This is a genomic window from Pontibacter toksunensis (assembly GCF_042686245.1).
Classification (GTDB): domain Bacteria; phylum Bacteroidota; class Bacteroidia; order Cytophagales; family Hymenobacteraceae; genus Pontibacter; species Pontibacter toksunensis.
On sequence record NZ_JBHUOX010000005.1, the window covers coordinates 90,365 to 106,378 of the forward strand.

Sequence of the window (16,014 nt, forward strand, 5' to 3'; positions counted from 1 at the left end):
GAGGCTTCTCTACAGCAGTACACTGATTCACAGTAATCTGAGAAGCCTGAGCACGTTGCTATATTTCTAAAGCAGTACAGGCTCTATTAATAAAAGCAGGCATGCAAAGAAAAAGAAAAGCAGAGAAGTCAGAACATTGGCAAACTTTGGCTGCCGTTTTAATTTGATTTTAAGTTCGCCTTAATCCCCTTTTAATCTTACCGATGGTTCTTGCGGCAAATTAAAATATTCTATGCGATTGTACTTTTTTGCCTGCCTTCTTTTGATCACTTCACTTACAAAGGCGCAGCATCATGTTTTGCCAGATTCAACAGTAAAAAAGCCTTTGAAGTTAGAGCATGCGGAGCCGCTGTACATTGACCTGATGCGGGACCTAGGGGCGCACAAGGGTGAAAAGGAGTGGAACATCGGTGCAGGAATGACAGATAACCTGGCGTATGACCGGTATGAGTTCCTTGTTGAATACGAATGGGCGCCTGCAGATAGGCTGGGACTGGAAGTAGAGGTGCCGGTGACTGTTTTTACTCAGAACAGCAGAGACCTCCGTCCTGAAATGTACCGTCCTTCTGACCGTATCGAATCTTTAAAGCTGGCAGCACAATATACTTTCCTGGTTTCGGAGAAATAGAATACTTCCCTGGCTTTGGGAAACATTACAGAGTTTGAGTTTACTGACTTAGACAGGTTCGGAAAAGAAAACCTTCTCCAGGGGGTGTTGCTCAACCCTTTTTTTGTGGCGGCAAAACGCTGGGGAAACGATTTCCATTCACTTATTTATACCGGCCCCCGCTTAACGAGGCATTTCGGACATAGAGGCATAAGTGCCGACTATGAGGTAAACACCAGTTTCCATTACATGATACCTCATACCAGAAACTTTGTGGGAGTGGAGTTAAACAAGGAGTTTGAAGGAGGGCATTTTGACATGATCATCAGGCCGCAGATGCGGCTGGTGGTACACGAAGGAATGATGGTTGGTATTGTGACAGGTATACCTATTTCCAAAGAAACTGAAAGGCTCAGTTCTTTTGTGCGCCTCATTTATGAACCTTCCAGCAAAAAAAAGCATCATAAGTTTTAAACCTTAGGCCTTGCAGGAATAAATGGTAGCAAATAATGCTGGAGCCTATCTTTCAACGGGGTAGCCTTACAGAAACACCTGCCGTGACAAAATAATCGGTTGCCGCTTTGTTTAAAGCTCTACCTGCCGCTACATCCAACTGAAGGTTTGGGAACAGCATGAACAGGATGCCGCCATCTACAGAGTGCTCTGCCTTGTCTCCAGTCTGCTTATCTCCGAACGCTTCCCCGTATACCGTAAATTTGTCACTTATATCATACCCTAAACTAACTGCATAGCCTTTGATTGATTCTCCCTCCACCCAACCATACATCAGGTTATAGCTAAGGTCCAGCTTTTCAGCCAGAGAATTCTTCAACATAAGCCTAAAAGTAGGATTAGGGTTTTCAGGCCGAAACTGCCGGCTTCCTACAGGCAAGACGACCATTGTCATGAAGGCTGCCTGTGGCCTCAGGCCCTGTTCTTCCCACAGCTTTATCTTGGCACCTACTGTTAAAGGAGCAAAACCACTTGTTCTGAAGCGGCGGCGACTTTCAGCCACAGAATCTCTCAAAGCAGACTGCACCCGTAGCTCCAGCCAGCCCAGCACCCCAATGCGAAGCAGTGCGGTAGGATAAGCTCTTATTTTCTGTTCCACTCCACTTTCCGTATCCTCCTGAAAATAAAACCCCGTCTCCAACTGTACGGTCTTCCGGGGCACAAGAGATGCTGCCTCCGTTTGATCTGGTCTGTCTGTTTCCATTTCCGGCAACTCATACTGTTCCGGCACCTCCTCCTGGCACTGCCCCTGTAGTATAACACCGAAAAAGAGCAGCAGGACCAGGAGCCATTTAAGTTGCCATAATTGCTTTGTATAGGTTCTCTTCATAGTTTAGTATGTAGTGCCAAAGAAACTTTATACGGCTGCTGCTGCACAAGGCATAGTATACGACGATAAAATACTGCACCGGCACACTTGCCCGGGAAGAGGCTTAAAAAGGAAAAGACCTGCCCCTATACAGGAGCAGGTCTCAGAAGTGTAAAATTAAACTTAATTATGCTGCAGCTGACTGACCGTCTTCGCGGTCTTCGATTACTTTTTTCAGTTTCTCAATAGCTTGTGCAGCGCGTTCTTCATCAAAGCGGTTGATGTTGAGCAACATTTTAGTTTTCTCCTGGCGCGTAATAGTCGGGTTATTCAGCAGGCTGATGATTTCCTCTTTCTGCTTTGCCGACGCATACCGCACGCTGGTTGTCTGTTGCTCTTCCTGCGCCACTACCGGCTCACTGTTGGTCGAAGATTTCATTGTTGCCTTCTTCTCAGTTGGCACCGCTGGTTTGGCAGCCTGGTCGTTGCCGCTGTAATCCATTTCCTCGGCAGGTGTTGGCTCGTAACCGGCCGCCCTGATAATCCAGGCGAGAATGTTACGGTAAGCTTTACCAATAGCCCGCGTCTGCGCCATAGAGGCAATCGCGAACTCCTGGTAGTACTTCTTACCCTGCTCACGGTTAGAGCAGATAGCAAAACCAGCACCTACCACCTGTTGGCTGCGCAGGTCAAGCAAGTTTACCTTTGCCTGGTATTTGATTTCATCGTCGGTGCTGATGTTTACCACATGCTCTACCACCGGCAGAATACCGAGGCGGGAACCAGCATACTGCCAGCCTTCCACGTTCACGTATTCTTTGCCCTGTATATTCTGATAAAGACGGTTCTCCTTGATAAACTTTGCCAGGTCTATGGCCAAGTGCAGCGTTTCATCTGACTTAGAAATATCATAGCTTTCAACCTTTGGTTTTTTCTGCACCTTTGTCTCTTTATTATCTTGATTCATACTCATTTAGCTTCTTTTCTTTGTACATATATTAAACAGAGCAGATGAATAAATAGTGCAAAAAATAAGAAAAATATTGTAACTAAATTACCTGATAATCAAGTAGTTACAATTATTTTTCAAAATATTTTCTGCCTACTGCGCTGAGGCTTGGCTGTAGCTAAAAGTTGAGAAAAGGGTGGAATATTGATACGAGATTCAGAGCCAGAAGTATACGAAAGGCTTAAAAATATACAGAAAAGAAGGGTACAAAAATCAGAGAACCGGAGACTCCTGCACAATCAGTCCGTCTTTCATGACCAGTGTGCGATCGGCCATGCCGGCTAACTGCTCATTGTGCGTCACGATGACAAATGTCTGGTTAAACTCACTCCGCAGCCGGAAGAAAATCTCATGCAGCTCCTGCGCATTCTGTGAGTCGAGGTTGCCGCTTGGCTCATCGGCAAAGATAATACGGGGAGAATTAATAAGCGCCCTGGCCACCGCTGTGCGCTGCTGCTCACCGCCCGACATTTCGGAGGGCTTGTGTTTCATGCGGTGCGACAGGCCAAGCATCTGCAGGAGTTGCGCTGCCTGCTCCCGCACCTCCTTTTCAGGCCTTCCAGCCAGAAAGCCCGGCAGGCAGGCATTCTCTAAGGCTGTGAACTCTGGCAACAGGTTGTGGAACTGAAAGATAAAGCCAACGTGCCTGTTCCGGAAACGGGCCATTTCCGTTGCATTCATCTTCGCGATATTCTTGCCATCAAACATCACTTCGCCTTTGTCTGTTGTGTCGAGTGTACCAAGTATGTGCAGCAAGGTACTTTTACCTGCTCCTGAAGCTCCCACAATAGACACTACCTCCCCAGCGGCAATAAACAAATCGATGCCCTTGAGCACCTCCAGCGAACCGTATTTTTTATGAATGTTTGTTACCTGCAGCACTTCTTGTTATTGATTTGTTGGCAATTTGTATTGGCAATTATGCTGCCAAAGCTACAAAACAAAGGGAATACTTTAGCAACGGCACTTTGTTTTTGTATCAGGCAGGCCAATAGCAAGTCCATCAGCCTTTTGCCTCCAGCCCGGATGCTCCCGGCACATCTGACGCGCTGGCGTCTACGGGCTTGGCTTCCAATACATCTTTTACATACAACTCATTGATGAGCACAATCAGCACGGCAAGTATAGGGGCAGCCAGCAGCAGCCCAAGCGCACCCTGCAGGATGCCCAGCAGCACCTGGAAGAACAACAGCAAGGCTGGCGGAAGATCTACTGTTTTCTGGAAGATGATGGGCGTGATAAGGTATGTTTCTATTAACTGAATGCCGCCATACACCAGGATGGTGTAGAGGGCCATCTGCGGGCTGACTGTTAAGCCCACCAGCACAGCGGGCACTCCGGCAATCCAGGGGCCCACGTTGGGAATGAAGGCCAGGAAAAAAGCGATGAGTGCCAAAGCAAAAGCCATGGGCAAGCCAATCAGGCTGTAGCCTATAGCTGAACTTACCCCTATGATCGCCATCGCAGACAGCATGCCTACCAGCCACGACTTTAGTATATCGTAGCATTTGCCGAGCACCTCCATGATGCGTGACCGGTTCCGTATCGGGAAAAGCTTGGTCAGCCCAACAGTATAAATTTTAGGGTTGGAAGCCAGAAACAAGGCTGTGATAATTACAATCACGAAGTCAGCCAGGAAACTTAAGGTAGTGGAAAAGGCTCCAGACAGGTTGGAGAGCAGTGCATCTTGCTTAGGCAGCACCTTGGTTATATCGTTGGGCACTCTTTCAATGAGCCGCTGCCCCCATCCGTATTGCGCCAGCCAATCCTGCACCTGGTTCAGGGCCTGTGGAATTGTCTGCTTCATTTCCTGTATTTGTTTGCTTACAGTAGGCGCCACCAGCCAGAATGCCAGGATGATTATCCCGAAAAAAAAGAGCACAGCCAGCAGCAGGCTCAGCCCCCGTTTCAGGTGCAGTTTATTTACAATCCAATCTGTCATACCGCAGAAGAGGACAGCCATGAGAATAGCTGCAAAAACGAGCAGGAAGAAGTAACCGTGCCAGCCCAGCATGTAAAAGCCTGCTATTATCAGCAGTACAATCAATGTAGCAATGGCAACGCGTTTGGAGTAGGTGTAAACATCAGGCATAAGCAGCGAATATTTTCAGTTGTTAGTATCTTTATTCTCCCCTACTTACTCTTTCAGGACCGCCCTCGTTACAATAGCTATTTCTTAAAATAGAAAAATTGTGATTGCAGGCGCCCTCTGCGCAACCGTTAAGGGTATATTTAAAAAAAGCTTTTCTTGAATCTCACCTAATAAAGGCTTAATTTCGTGGCGTCCATTAAAACTGAAAGCATGAACATACACGAATATCAGGCTAAAGAGATTTTAAAAGGTTACGGCGTACGCATCCAGGAAGGAATCGTGGCTGAAACGCCAGAGCAAGCTGTAGAGGCTGCAAAAAAACTGACAGAAGAAACTGGCACCAGCTGGCACGTTATCAAGGCACAAATCCATGCGGGTGGCCGTGGTAAAGGTGGCGGTGTAAAGCTGGCCAAGAACCTGGAGCAGGTGAAAGAGATTTCTGAGCAGATTATTGGCATGCAACTAGTTACGCACCAGACTGGCCCTGAAGGAAAGAAAGTAAACAAGGTGTTGATTGCACAGGATGTTTACTACCCAGGCGAGTCTGAGCCAAAAGAATATTACCTGAGCATCCTGCTGGACCGCGCGAAAGGCATGAATGTGATCATGGCCTCTACCGAAGGAGGTATGGACATTGAGGAGGTAGCTGAAAAGACTCCTGAGAAAATCATTAAAGAGTGGATTGACCCTGCTGTAGGGCTGCAGGGCTTCCAGGCCCGTAAAGTGGCGTTTGCTTTCGGTTTGGAAGGAACGGCTTTTAAGGAGATGGTAAAGTTTGTTACCAACCTCTACAAGGCTTATGTTGATACGGACTCTTCTATGTTCGAAATCAACCCTGTACTGAAAACATCAGACAATAAAATATTAGCTGTTGATGCTAAAGTTGACTTAGACGATAACGCCCTGTTCCGCCACAAAGAGCTGGCTGCGCTGCGTGATATCACAGAGGAAGATCCATTGGAAGTTGAAGCTGGCGAGCACAACCTGAACTATGTAAAGCTGGACGGTAACGTGGGCTGTATGGTGAACGGTGCAGGTCTGGCGATGGCAACAATGGACATCATCAAGCTTTCCGGCGGTGAGCCTGCTAACTTCCTTGACGTAGGTGGTGGGGCAAATGCGCAGACAGTTGAGGCTGGTTTCCGCATCATCCTGAAAGACCCGAACGTGAAAGCTATCCTGATTAACATCTTTGGCGGTATCGTACGTTGCGACCGTGTAGCCAACGGTGTAGTGGAAGCTTACAAGAACATCGGCGATATCCGTGTTCCAATCATCGTTCGTCTGCAGGGAACAAACGCTGAAGAAGGCGCGCGCATCATCGATGAGTCTGGCCTGAAAGTATACTCCGCTGTAGTATTGAAAGAAGCAGCTGAAAAAGTGAAGCAAGTATTAGCAGAAGCTTAATTTTAAGTATCGCTTTTATCATAGAAAAGCCTTCCTGTGCAAACGGGAAGGCTTTTTATTTTGTCTCTTCAGACGTCAAATAAATTATTGACTCCCTTAAGACTCAAAAAGGCAAACAGAACCGCCCACCCAGTCGAAATTACAGTTGTAGCGCACGCCTATCATTTTGCCTCTGCTCAGCCTGGCCAGATTAATAGCCAAAGTAGGCGTTTTATCTTCCTCAGGCCACAGGTACATGAGTCTTACCTCGCACTTTACTAAGCCGTCTGGTGACTGAATAATAGGTTCGTAATCTACTTTTTTCTGCAGCACCCAGTTCTCCGGGTCTTTCACGGCCTGTATGTCTTCCTCTGTTACATCGATAATAACTCCCTGACCGGCAAAAGAGAAGAGAGGCTTTAACACGTAATCAGTGAGATCAGTTGGTAAAGTCTCTATTTCGGATAAGAAGCGGGTCTCGGGCACGAACTCACTCTCCAAGAAAGGCATGGTATACTTACTGATGCGGTAAAACCAGTTTGGATGCGTGACCCACTCTATGGTATCCGTGCGCAGCAGGTCTGGCACATGTTTTAAAGCCTCCTCCTTGTTCTCTATTTCATCGAAAATTAACCGGTTGTAGATTCTCTTCACCGGCTTCTCCTCCCCATCTTTTATAAAGTATATCTGGTCCCCTTTCTGTCTTAATTCATCAAGAGAAACGATTTCTATACCGATGTGCCGGGCGGTGATATAAAAGTCTACTGCTGTTTTCTGCTCCCTGGCGTTTATGTCCAGCAGGACGACTTCGTGCGGTTGATGATGGCCAACAATGGTGCGGCGAAGCAAGTCAAAGTATTCTTTCTGGTCCTGCGACTGGAAGTAGGGCGTGAGATGACTTGTTACCTGGAAATGCTTTTTATACTTTTCTGCCAGTTCAGACTGGAAACCATAAAGCGACGGGAAGCCCTGCAGTTCTATTAGTTGGGGCACCATTTCGCCACTTTCATTCTGACAAACAGCAAAATCAAACGTAAGAAAATGAGGGCGTTCGTTTTCGTGGGATGTGTTCCACTCGACCGGAATCGATTTTTCAGTTAGTTCCTTGAAGTCTTTACTGAGAACAGCGTTCACCAGGTCATCGCCTGCAGCTATTAGCTTATCTTTGAAGTCCTGGGTTAAGAAAACCGGCGTTTCCGCTACTCTAAAACTAATAGGTTCCTCCAACTGCCGGTTAAGGTCTGCTAAGAGTTCCTGGTATGCTTCCTGAGTAAACGCGGCATTATACTTTTCCCGTATTTCCTTTACCATACGATGACCTTATTATAATATTTCTCTATTGCTAACGCGCAATTTTCCTGCCGCAGCAACAAAAACTTTAAGTCTCCCCCACCCTCTCTTCAAAGAAATAAACCACGCCGGCAAGACAGGATTTCAGAATCTGCCTTGCCGGTATAAAGCTCTATTATCTAAATCAGTTAAAAATAAAGCTTACCCAACCAGCACAGCGCCGATCGCTTTGTTAAGAAATGATGGAATAATCTCTTTGCGCGTCAGTTCCAGTTCTGTAGGGTCCTCGAGTAGCCGAAGTATTTCAAAGTATTTCTCACCACCATGGGTACTTACAATTTGCTCCATAGTGGTTTCTTGTAACATGAAGTCCTTCAGGGTCACTGGGTCCGCCTCTGGATGAAACTGCGTTCCGAAGAAGTAGTCGTTAAACCGAATCGCCATTATGCAGCGCTCCAAGTTTACATGCGCCCGCTCCTTTTCAATGGCTAAAAGCTTCGCTCCTATTTTCTCAAATTGATTGAAATCCGGCTCTATCACCTGCCACTCTCGGGAGTCCATAGCGAAGAACGATTCATCTACCCCGCTAAAAATCTCTTCCTGGTCCCACTGGTCTGTTTTATAAACCGGAAAGATACCAAAAGAGGGAGAACGTCTTTTTACTACATTGCCCAGCTTGTACTTGCGGCACAGTAACTGGAACGAATGGCAGATAAAGAAACCATGCTTTTTAGCAGCTATAGTAGGGTCATTGTTGATAGCATCCAGCTTATCAATCAGGTCAAAAAAGTTATTCTCCCACTCCGACCCTTCACTATCCACAGGGCTTCCGGGGCCGCCGGTTGATATATAAATATCATAGCTGGTGTCCGGAACCTCGTTCTTGCCTCTTACATCAAAGACCTGATAATCTAAATCAAGCTTGTTATTTGTGCGGTACTTATTTAAAATATCCTGTATGCCCTTCATTCCCTGATTCGGGTACCCATCATACATATCCAGGATAGCAACCTTTATTGACATATAATCTAACTCTCCTTTTAAAACTAAAGCTACAAATTGCACTTTTTTATCAATTGTACAAATACTGTGCTAGTTAAATTTGACACTTTATACGTCAACTCCTACTAAAGTTTGCGAGGTAATGTAATCTACTACATCCGTAAAACTCTGGTTCTTGTTGTATACTTCCAACTGACGGTCTGCCCCCGTGCCGTGCTCCAGAATATGGTGCACATAATTCAACTCTTTGCGGCTTCCTAACTCATCTACCACGTCGTCCACAAAGTCCAGCAGCTCCAGAATAAGTGCCCTGGTGTTTACTTCTATCTCCCGGCCAAAGTCTATCATTTTGCCGTCTATGCCATACCTGGCAGCGCGCCATTTGTTTTCATTTATAAAAGCGCGGGTGTAGGTGATGTACTTCATATTCTGCATCCGGAGCTTGTACAATTTGGCACAAAGCGCCTGGAAAAGAGCCGTAAACGCCATGGTTTCATTTACCAGCATCGGACAGTCGCAGATCCGGAACTCTATGGTATCAAAGAAAGGATGCACCCTTACGTCCCACCAAATCTTTTTGGCATTGTCTATACAATTGGTTTTCACCAACAGTTTTATATAGCTGTCGTATTCCTCTATACTTTGGAAGAGGTCAGGGATACCTGTTCTGGGAAATTTATCAAACACCTTTGTCCTGAAGGACTTATAGCCTGTATTCCTACCTTCCCAGAAAGGAGAATTAGTGGAAAGGGCATATACGTGCGGCAGGAAATACCTAACCTCATTTGCAATATGCAAGGCGATATCTCTACTCTGGAAGCCTACGTGCACATGCAGGCCGAAAATCAGGTTTGAGCGGGCCGCCTCCTGAAGTTCATTCACTATGTCGCTGTACCGCGGGTGGTCTGTTATCAGTTGATGTTGCCAGTGCGAAAAAGGGTGCGTGCCAGCGGCTCCAATGCGCAGCCCCAACTCGCCGGCTAGGGTTGCCACCGTTTTGCGTAGCTTGGTTACCTCCGCGCGTGCCTCATCGGTGTTTTTGCAGATGCTGGTGCCCACCTCCACTACGGCCTGGTGCATCTCTGCTTTCACCTGGTCCTCATATATCTTTTCGGCAGCATCCACAATCTTCTGATCATGCGAGGTAAGCTCCCGGGTGACGGGGTCTACCACCATGAACTCCTCTTCTACACCTAGGGTGAAATCATTCATAAAACGTAAGTTTAAGTTTTACATCATTCCAATTTCCTTTGTGCTTTGCTCTTTTAGCTGGCTATTGCTAGCCCAGCAAGGAGGTTTTGGCACTGCCGGTTTTCACAAATTTTCCCCAGGTCAGGTTATCTGAATCAGGTTTGTGATTTTTGGCCCGCTCAATGGCATAGGAGGCCGCTGTCTCTACCACCCATTCAAAATTTTCCTGGCCTACACTTGTCAGTTCTGCATCTGGCGCAGGGTTACAGAAGTCGATGGCATAAGGCACGCCATCTCTAATGGCAAACTCCACAGTATTAAAGTCATAGCCCAGGTACTGATTCAGCTTTTTAACGTAATCTTCAATTTTGTCCAGGAGCTCTTTGGCAGCCGGTGCTTTACCGTGCTCATACCGTAGATGATGCGGGTTGCGGGGTTCATATTGCATGATGCGGACATGTTCTCCACCAATGCAGTAGCACCTGAAATAATCATCGAAAATAATTTCTTCCTGCAGCATCATGACAAGCTGTCCGGTTTTATTATACTTATCGAAAAAGTCCTGTGGGTCGTGCAGTTTATATACGTCTTTCCAGCCGCCTCCGTCAAATGGCTTCATGTAAGTCGGAAAGCCAACATATTCAAAAATGGCATTCCAATCGAGCGGGAAGCTGAGGTTTCTGAATGAGTTGCTGGTAGTGTCTTCGGGCATGTCGCGGGAAGGCAGCAAAACTGTTTTCGGCACCGGCACCCCTAGCTTTACAGCCAGGGCATTATTGAAGAACTTCTCATCGGCGCTCCACCAGAAAGGATTATTGATAACGGCTGTACCACAGATCGCCGCATTTCGAAGCATTCCTCTGTAAAAAGGGACGCTTTGCGATATTCTGTCTACAATTACATCATACCCAGGTCCCACCGCCTGCATCACCTTATCGATGCGCACAATTTCTGCAGTAATATCCTGCTCTCCTTTTTGGTTGATGCGATCAACAAAGGCTTGCGGAAACGTGTTTTCCTGTCCGAATAGTATTCCAATTTTCTTCATATATAATGTGTTTGCTTTAAAGTAGTGATAAGTAATGCGGGAACATCTCGCGCCATACAGGCCAGTCATGGACTGCGTCCGGCCGGATGTCCAGCCAGTGCGAAATACCTTTTTCGTTTAGTATACCGGAGAGAGCCAGGTTCGATTCTTTGCAGATGTCGTGGTCAGACGTACCCAGTATGATTTTCATCTGCCATAATGCCGGGTCGTTCGCGTTGCGCAGGAAATCAACGGGATTATTGAAATAGGCATCCTCATTATAGAAACCGTCCAGTTGGCCTCTGATGTCAAAGGCGCCACTCATGCTGTACATATGGCTTACCCTGTCGGGGTGTTTAAAGGCAAAGTTGGCGGCGTGGTATCCACCAAAACTACATCCGGCCACGCACACCTTACCCTGACCGGTTTCATGCATGGCCCAGGGTGCTAACTCGTGGTACAACATTTGATCATACCAGATGTGGTTTTTTACCCGCTCTGCAGGATGTGCTTGCTTGTTGTACCAGCTTTGCGTATCAATAGAGTCTATGCAAAAGAGCTTTACCAGTCCCTGTTCAATGAACCAGGATACGCTGTCTGTCAGTTGGAAATCTTTGCTTTCGTAGTACCTTCCCATAGAGGATGGGAAAAGAATAACTGGATATCCACGTTCGCCGTAGACCAACATCTCTATTTCTGAACTGAGCTGCTGGGAATACCACTTATGGTACTGCTCTTTCATGTAGTATTTAATTGGTATTTTAAAGGGTACGAGGCAAATTCCTAATAGGATGTTTGCAGGAGACGGGAGAAAATCTCAGGATAGAGTTAAAAAACAATAAGTTAGGGTTTTATGTTATAAAACAGCAGCCTTAAAAAACCATATTTATTATTATTTCTTATTTTGATTTACAATTTGATTTACAATGTTTTTAGAATATACAATGTCTGAGGTCAACATCAAGGTGGAGAACCTGACGATACCTTCGGAAAAATTAAACCGCGAGGTAGAGTGTGTGCTTTACATACCAGAAGTGGACGGATTGGCAGAGCCCCTGCACCTGCTTCTGGTAAATGACGGTCAGGACCTTGAATCAATGCAGTACGACCAGATACTGCAGCCTTTGTACATGAAGAACCGGATTGCTCCGGTACTAACGGTAGGCATAAAAGCAGGTGACCGCTTACGGGAGTTTGGAATATCCGGCAACCCGGATTATAAAGGAAGAGGGACCGATGCAGAAAACTACCGGCTCTTTGTAATAGAAGAACTCTTGCCAGCTATTCAGGAAAAAACCAATATAGCAGAATTTGCAAGCTGTGTTATCAAGGGCTTTTCCTTGGGCGCTGTCTCTGCCTTTGATATTGCCTGGAGCCACCCAGATATCTTTTCAAAGATGGGTGCCTTCTCAGGTTCGTTCTGGTGGCGAAGCAAGCCTTCTATGAAAGGTTTTCCGGACGACCACCGCATTACCCACAAAATGGTGAGCAGCAGTAAAGAAAAGCCAGACCTGAAATTCTGGTTTGAGGCCGGCACCCAGGACGAGAAATCGGACCGGAACCAGAACGGCATTATTGACTCCATAGACGATACCACCAGCCTTATCCTGGAGCTGTATAAAAAGGGCTACGAGCGCAACAAGGATGTTACCTATATTGAACTTGTAGGAGGAAAGCACGACGTGCCAACCTGGGGTAGAATGATGCCTGAGTTTCTGTTTTGGGCTTTTGGAAAGTAAGCTATTGCAGATAAGCACTCTCTTTTGATTTCAGTTCAACCATAAAACAGAGAAGGCTGCCAATTGTGGCAGCCTTCTCTGTTTTATATGCTAACGAAAAGCTGAGAAATTATAAGTTATAAAGCTTTTAGTTTGTCTTCATCATTATACAGAAACCTAATTTTCCCTTAGACAACTCTTCGCTATACCAGCGCACTCTGTGAAGGCACTGCTACTTCACCCCCTTTTTCGTCTTTCAAACTTAAACCACTTGCAGGTCCACCTCAATGTTGCCGCGTGTACCCACAGAGTATGGGCAGATTTGGTGCGCCTCATCTACCATTTTCTGGGCCTTGTCTTTGTCAACGCCTTTCAGGTCTACTTCCAGTTTTACTCCCAAGGCATATCCTCCATCCTCTTTCTTTAAGAGATCAACATGTGCTGTAACAGTAGACTGCGGATCTAGCTGTTCGTGATGCTTTGCGGAAACCACCAGTAAAGCACTTTGAAAGCAGGCGGCATACCCCGCAGCAAACAGCTGCTCCGGATTCGTTTTCCCCCCGCTGCTCATACCTACCGGCACAGTTAAGGCCATATCAATAACGCCGTCTGATGATTTTACATGACCTTTACGGCCGCCTGTGGCAGTTACCTCTGCCGTATATACTTTCTCCATAATTCTTAAGTTTGTTTTAGTATTTTCTATCTAACTAAAGAGCAAAGCGGAATGTTTTAAGAAAGAAGCAAAGGGCTGTGCGTGAGCAGCCTGTGGCACAAATGAAAAAGCAAGCATAAAATTTGCTGATGAATATTTTCTTTTACCAGCTTAGTTTCTATTTTTGCATCACTGCACCCGTAGTTCAACTGGATAGAATATCGGATTTCGGCTCCGAGGGTTAGGGGTTCGAATCCTCTCGGGTGCACTTTTAATCAAACATGAACGCTGACTATCTAAATGAGGGTCAGCGTTTTATGTTTACATCAGAGTCTTTTAATCAAACATTTTCAGCATTTGTTTGATTAAAAGACTCTTGTGTTTGATTAAAGTTTGATGGCTGGTAATTCGAATTGTTATATCTGAAATTCTGTTAAATCTCCCTTTAAATGCCCTTCCAGTCTACATTTTCTATATCATAAAGCCACTTTCACAGAATATTCTTTTGATTATCTTTCCCTAATCTTTTCTTGAAGGTAACACTCAGGATAATTAACCACACTGGTAGATGTGTGTACACTTAACTGAAACTTGAGTGGACAAATGGAAGCGATTTTAGCTGTTTTGAGGCATCTTCTACTTGACAGCTACTTCTACACTAATTTAAGTTTGTATGTTTATTATAAGCCTCGAAACAACCATCAGCGTACCAGTAGAAGTGAGCTTCGACTTATCCAGAAGCATAGACCATAACATAATCTCAATCTAACATACTGGTGAGCGTGCAATTGCAGGCGTTACCTTAGGATTGATAAATGTTGTAAAAGAGGCATGTAATGATATACTTATAGCTATACAGGTTACTAAAGTTAGCAGTATTAAATAAGTACCTTAAGAAATGTGTAATTTAATTACTCACTTAGAAATGGGATTTGAGCACGAAATCAGAAACCCAAAAACTATAATATGTATTGTGAAAATTCTCTTCATGATGCTGCTAAAGTCTTGACCATTTTGATTTATTAGCTCCAAAGGATACCGCAGCTACAAGCATTATTATTACAAACGAAATTCCAACCATTCCGAAGAATGGTGAGTCGGGTATCCTTGTTAATACTTCTGCTGCAAATGCTGAATACAATCCTATTACGGACCAATACATAAATGAGAAATGCATGTATTTCCACTTATTAGATGGTTTTTTGGTCCATATGGGTATCATTCCCAAGCTAATTGTTATCAGGCTGAAGATAGTTGCATAATGAAAAACTCCCCATCCGTTAAACAGCCTGTAAATCATAAATGAAGTTAGTAACAAGAAGAACATACTTATTACATAAACATACCCTACTTGCTTATGTCGGAGTGTTCCTTTTTTCATGAATAGCACTGATGTCCCTGCAACCAAAGCGACTATTGATGAAATCAAATGGATAAACCCGTATGTATCTCCGACTAAATGTTCCATTTTATATTTCTTGTGAATGCTAACGGATTTGTGCATAAGGTATATGAGACTATCAGCCGAGCCAGGCATTAAAACATTGCAGGCATTATTCTCATTTCAGCAGAAGAACTGTTGGTTTTAATTTGCTCAACGGTGTTGGTCAATTAAGATGGTATTCCCATCTGGGTCCGTTACCATGATACTTGCAGGTCCAGAAGTTTCTCCATCAGCCTCGCTCATTAATTCAATGCCTTTGTTTTTCAGTTGTCGCTGAATTTCTCTAACATCATCAAACTCTTCAATATTACTGGCATTTTCATCCCAACCTGGATTAAAAGTCAAAATATTGCCTTCAAACATTCCCTGGAAGATTCCGATAAGAGCATTGTTATTTTTCATTATGAGATAATTGTGACTCATACTGCCAGCAAAAACTTTGAAGCCTATATTCTCATAGAATTGCTTTGACGTCTCAAGATTCCTGACATTGAGACTTATAGAAAATGCTCCTAATTTCATATTGCTTTATTTTTTTTGTGGTTATGCTTCAGGTAACGGTACCCAACTTTGCAAAAGCGTTGTGTTTTAATACTAATTGTTCGAGGGTAAGTGGCTATTTCATTGCCCACTACTGATACAGGTTCACAGCTACCAACAATCACTATTCTGTTACTATCGGAAATACGATACGTAAATATAAACCATCACATTGGGCGTCTGACAGCATATATCAGTTCATCCATGTACTCACCATTCTTAAAGAACGTCTGGCTCAGTCGTGCCTCTAAAGTGAATCCTGCTTTTTCAAGTACTTTCTGGGAGCCGAGATTTGTACCAAAAGGTCTCGCATAAATTCGGGTGATGTCCCAGTGCCTGAAACCATAGTCCACCATCTGGATAATGGCTTTAGAGACGATTCCCATGCCCCAATACGGCTCAGCCAGCCAATAGCCTAACTCCGCATTTTTTCTGTATATGTCGCTTTGCGGGTGAATGCCGATGCCTCCCGCAGCCTCTCCATTAATCTCTATCGCCATAATGTTTGGAGGCGAATCCTTTGTGGCAAACGCAATGAAGGATTTGCCATTTTCGATACTGTAAGGATGGGGAAAGACGTCAGACATGTTCTTGGCAACATTGTAGTTGTTGGCGTACTTCACCAGGCTCTCTACGTCATCCGATATCCAAGGTCTAAGGCTGAAATCCATTAGTGTGGGCTAACTCATAGTTATTCTTTCACCACTACATCCTCGGGCAGCATAAAATCAT

General features: G+C 45.0%; 15 protein-coding genes, 1 tRNA gene and 1 pseudogene. 4 read left to right on the top strand and 13 right to left on the bottom strand.

Features of this window, described 5'->3' with window-relative positions; all coding sequences use genetic code 11:
* Positions 1 to 232 precede the first annotated feature (232 nt).
* Positions 233 to 1,081 (top strand): annotated as a pseudogene (locus ACFS7Z_RS08400) (HAEPLYID family protein).
* A gap of 52 nt (positions 1,082 to 1,133) precedes the next feature.
* Here the strand turns inward: ACFS7Z_RS08400 and ACFS7Z_RS08405 are convergent.
* From ACFS7Z_RS08405 to ACFS7Z_RS08420, 4 genes are all read right to left on the bottom strand, one after another.
* Positions 1,134 to 1,949 (bottom strand): transporter, encoded by an 816-nt coding sequence (locus tag ACFS7Z_RS08405; protein WP_377483325.1) that lies wholly within the window; start codon positions 1,947 to 1,949, stop codon positions 1,134 to 1,136.
* Positions 1,950 to 2,115: 166 nt separating this feature from the next.
* Positions 2,116 to 2,895, bottom strand: coding sequence for a hypothetical protein (locus ACFS7Z_RS08410; RefSeq protein ID WP_377483327.1), 780 nt, complete (start codon positions 2,893 to 2,895; stop codon positions 2,116 to 2,118).
* Between the two features lie 255 nt (positions 2,896 to 3,150).
* On the bottom strand, positions 3,151 to 3,819 hold the full coding sequence (locus ACFS7Z_RS08415) for an ABC transporter ATP-binding protein (protein ID WP_377483329.1): 669 nt from the start codon (positions 3,817 to 3,819) through the stop codon (positions 3,151 to 3,153).
* A gap of 121 nt (positions 3,820 to 3,940) precedes the next feature.
* Positions 3,941 to 5,029, bottom strand: coding sequence for an AI-2E family transporter (locus ACFS7Z_RS08420; RefSeq protein WP_377483331.1), 1,089 nt, complete (start codon positions 5,027 to 5,029; stop codon positions 3,941 to 3,943).
* Positions 5,030 to 5,239: 210 nt separating this feature from the next.
* On the opposite strand from ACFS7Z_RS08420, the gene sucC reads away from it, so the two are divergent.
* On the top strand, positions 5,240 to 6,436 hold the full coding sequence (sucC, locus tag ACFS7Z_RS08425; protein WP_377483333.1) for an ADP-forming succinate--CoA ligase subunit beta: 1,197 nt from the start codon (positions 5,240 to 5,242) through the stop codon (positions 6,434 to 6,436).
* A 96-nt stretch (positions 6,437 to 6,532) separates the two neighbouring features.
* Here sucC and ACFS7Z_RS08430 read toward each other — a convergent pair whose 3' ends face one another.
* From ACFS7Z_RS08430 to ACFS7Z_RS08450, 5 genes are all read right to left on the bottom strand, one after another.
* Entirely contained in the window at positions 6,533 to 7,726 is a 1,194-nt protein-coding gene (locus tag ACFS7Z_RS08430) for a hypothetical protein (RefSeq protein WP_377483335.1), read from the bottom strand.
* A 180-nt stretch (positions 7,727 to 7,906) separates the two neighbouring features.
* The gene (locus ACFS7Z_RS08435; protein WP_377483337.1) at positions 7,907 to 8,728 is read right to left on the bottom strand and encodes a type 1 glutamine amidotransferase; all 822 of its coding nucleotides are present in this window, start codon (positions 8,726 to 8,728) and stop codon (positions 7,907 to 7,909) included.
* Between the two features lie 87 nt (positions 8,729 to 8,815).
* Positions 8,816 to 9,919 carry a carboxylate-amine ligase gene (locus ACFS7Z_RS08440; protein ID WP_377483339.1) on the bottom strand — a complete coding sequence of 368 codons (1,104 nt, stop codon included), beginning with the start codon at positions 9,917 to 9,919 and terminating at the stop codon, positions 8,816 to 8,818.
* A gap of 67 nt (positions 9,920 to 9,986) precedes the next feature.
* Entirely contained in the window at positions 9,987 to 10,946 is a 960-nt protein-coding gene (locus ACFS7Z_RS08445; RefSeq protein ID WP_377483341.1) for an ATP-grasp domain-containing protein, read from the bottom strand.
* A gap of 16 nt (positions 10,947 to 10,962) precedes the next feature.
* A complete protein-coding gene (locus ACFS7Z_RS08450; protein ID WP_377483343.1) occupies positions 10,963 to 11,667 on the bottom strand; it encodes an esterase family protein in 705 nt (234 codons plus the stop codon).
* A 184-nt stretch (positions 11,668 to 11,851) separates the two neighbouring features.
* On the opposite strand from ACFS7Z_RS08450, the gene ACFS7Z_RS08455 reads away from it, so the two are divergent.
* Positions 11,852 to 12,664: an alpha/beta hydrolase gene (locus ACFS7Z_RS08455; RefSeq protein ID WP_377483345.1), complete on the top strand. Its 813-nt coding sequence runs from the start codon at positions 11,852 to 11,854 to the stop codon at positions 12,662 to 12,664.
* Positions 12,665 to 12,905: 241 nt separating this feature from the next.
* On the opposite strand, the gene ACFS7Z_RS08460 is transcribed toward ACFS7Z_RS08455, so the two are convergent.
* Positions 12,906 to 13,319, bottom strand: coding sequence for an organic hydroperoxide resistance protein (locus tag ACFS7Z_RS08460; protein ID WP_377483347.1), 414 nt, complete (start codon positions 13,317 to 13,319; stop codon positions 12,906 to 12,908).
* A 173-nt stretch (positions 13,320 to 13,492) separates the two neighbouring features.
* On the opposite strand from ACFS7Z_RS08460, the gene ACFS7Z_RS08465 reads away from it, so the two are divergent.
* Positions 13,493 to 13,566, top strand: a tRNA-Arg gene (locus tag ACFS7Z_RS08465).
* Between the two features lie 729 nt (positions 13,567 to 14,295).
* On the opposite strand, the gene ACFS7Z_RS08470 is transcribed toward ACFS7Z_RS08465, so the two are convergent.
* From ACFS7Z_RS08470 to ACFS7Z_RS08480, 3 genes are all read right to left on the bottom strand, one after another.
* On the bottom strand, positions 14,296 to 14,766 hold the full coding sequence (locus ACFS7Z_RS08470; protein WP_377483349.1) for a DUF2306 domain-containing protein: 471 nt from the start codon (positions 14,764 to 14,766) through the stop codon (positions 14,296 to 14,298).
* A 126-nt stretch (positions 14,767 to 14,892) separates the two neighbouring features.
* Positions 14,893 to 15,264: a VOC family protein gene (locus tag ACFS7Z_RS08475; protein WP_377483351.1), complete on the bottom strand. Its 372-nt coding sequence runs from the start codon at positions 15,262 to 15,264 to the stop codon at positions 14,893 to 14,895.
* 185 nt (positions 15,265 to 15,449) lie between these two features.
* A complete protein-coding gene (locus tag ACFS7Z_RS08480; RefSeq protein WP_377483352.1) occupies positions 15,450 to 15,953 on the bottom strand; it encodes a GNAT family N-acetyltransferase in 504 nt (167 codons plus the stop codon).
* Positions 15,954 to 16,014 lie beyond the last annotated feature (61 nt).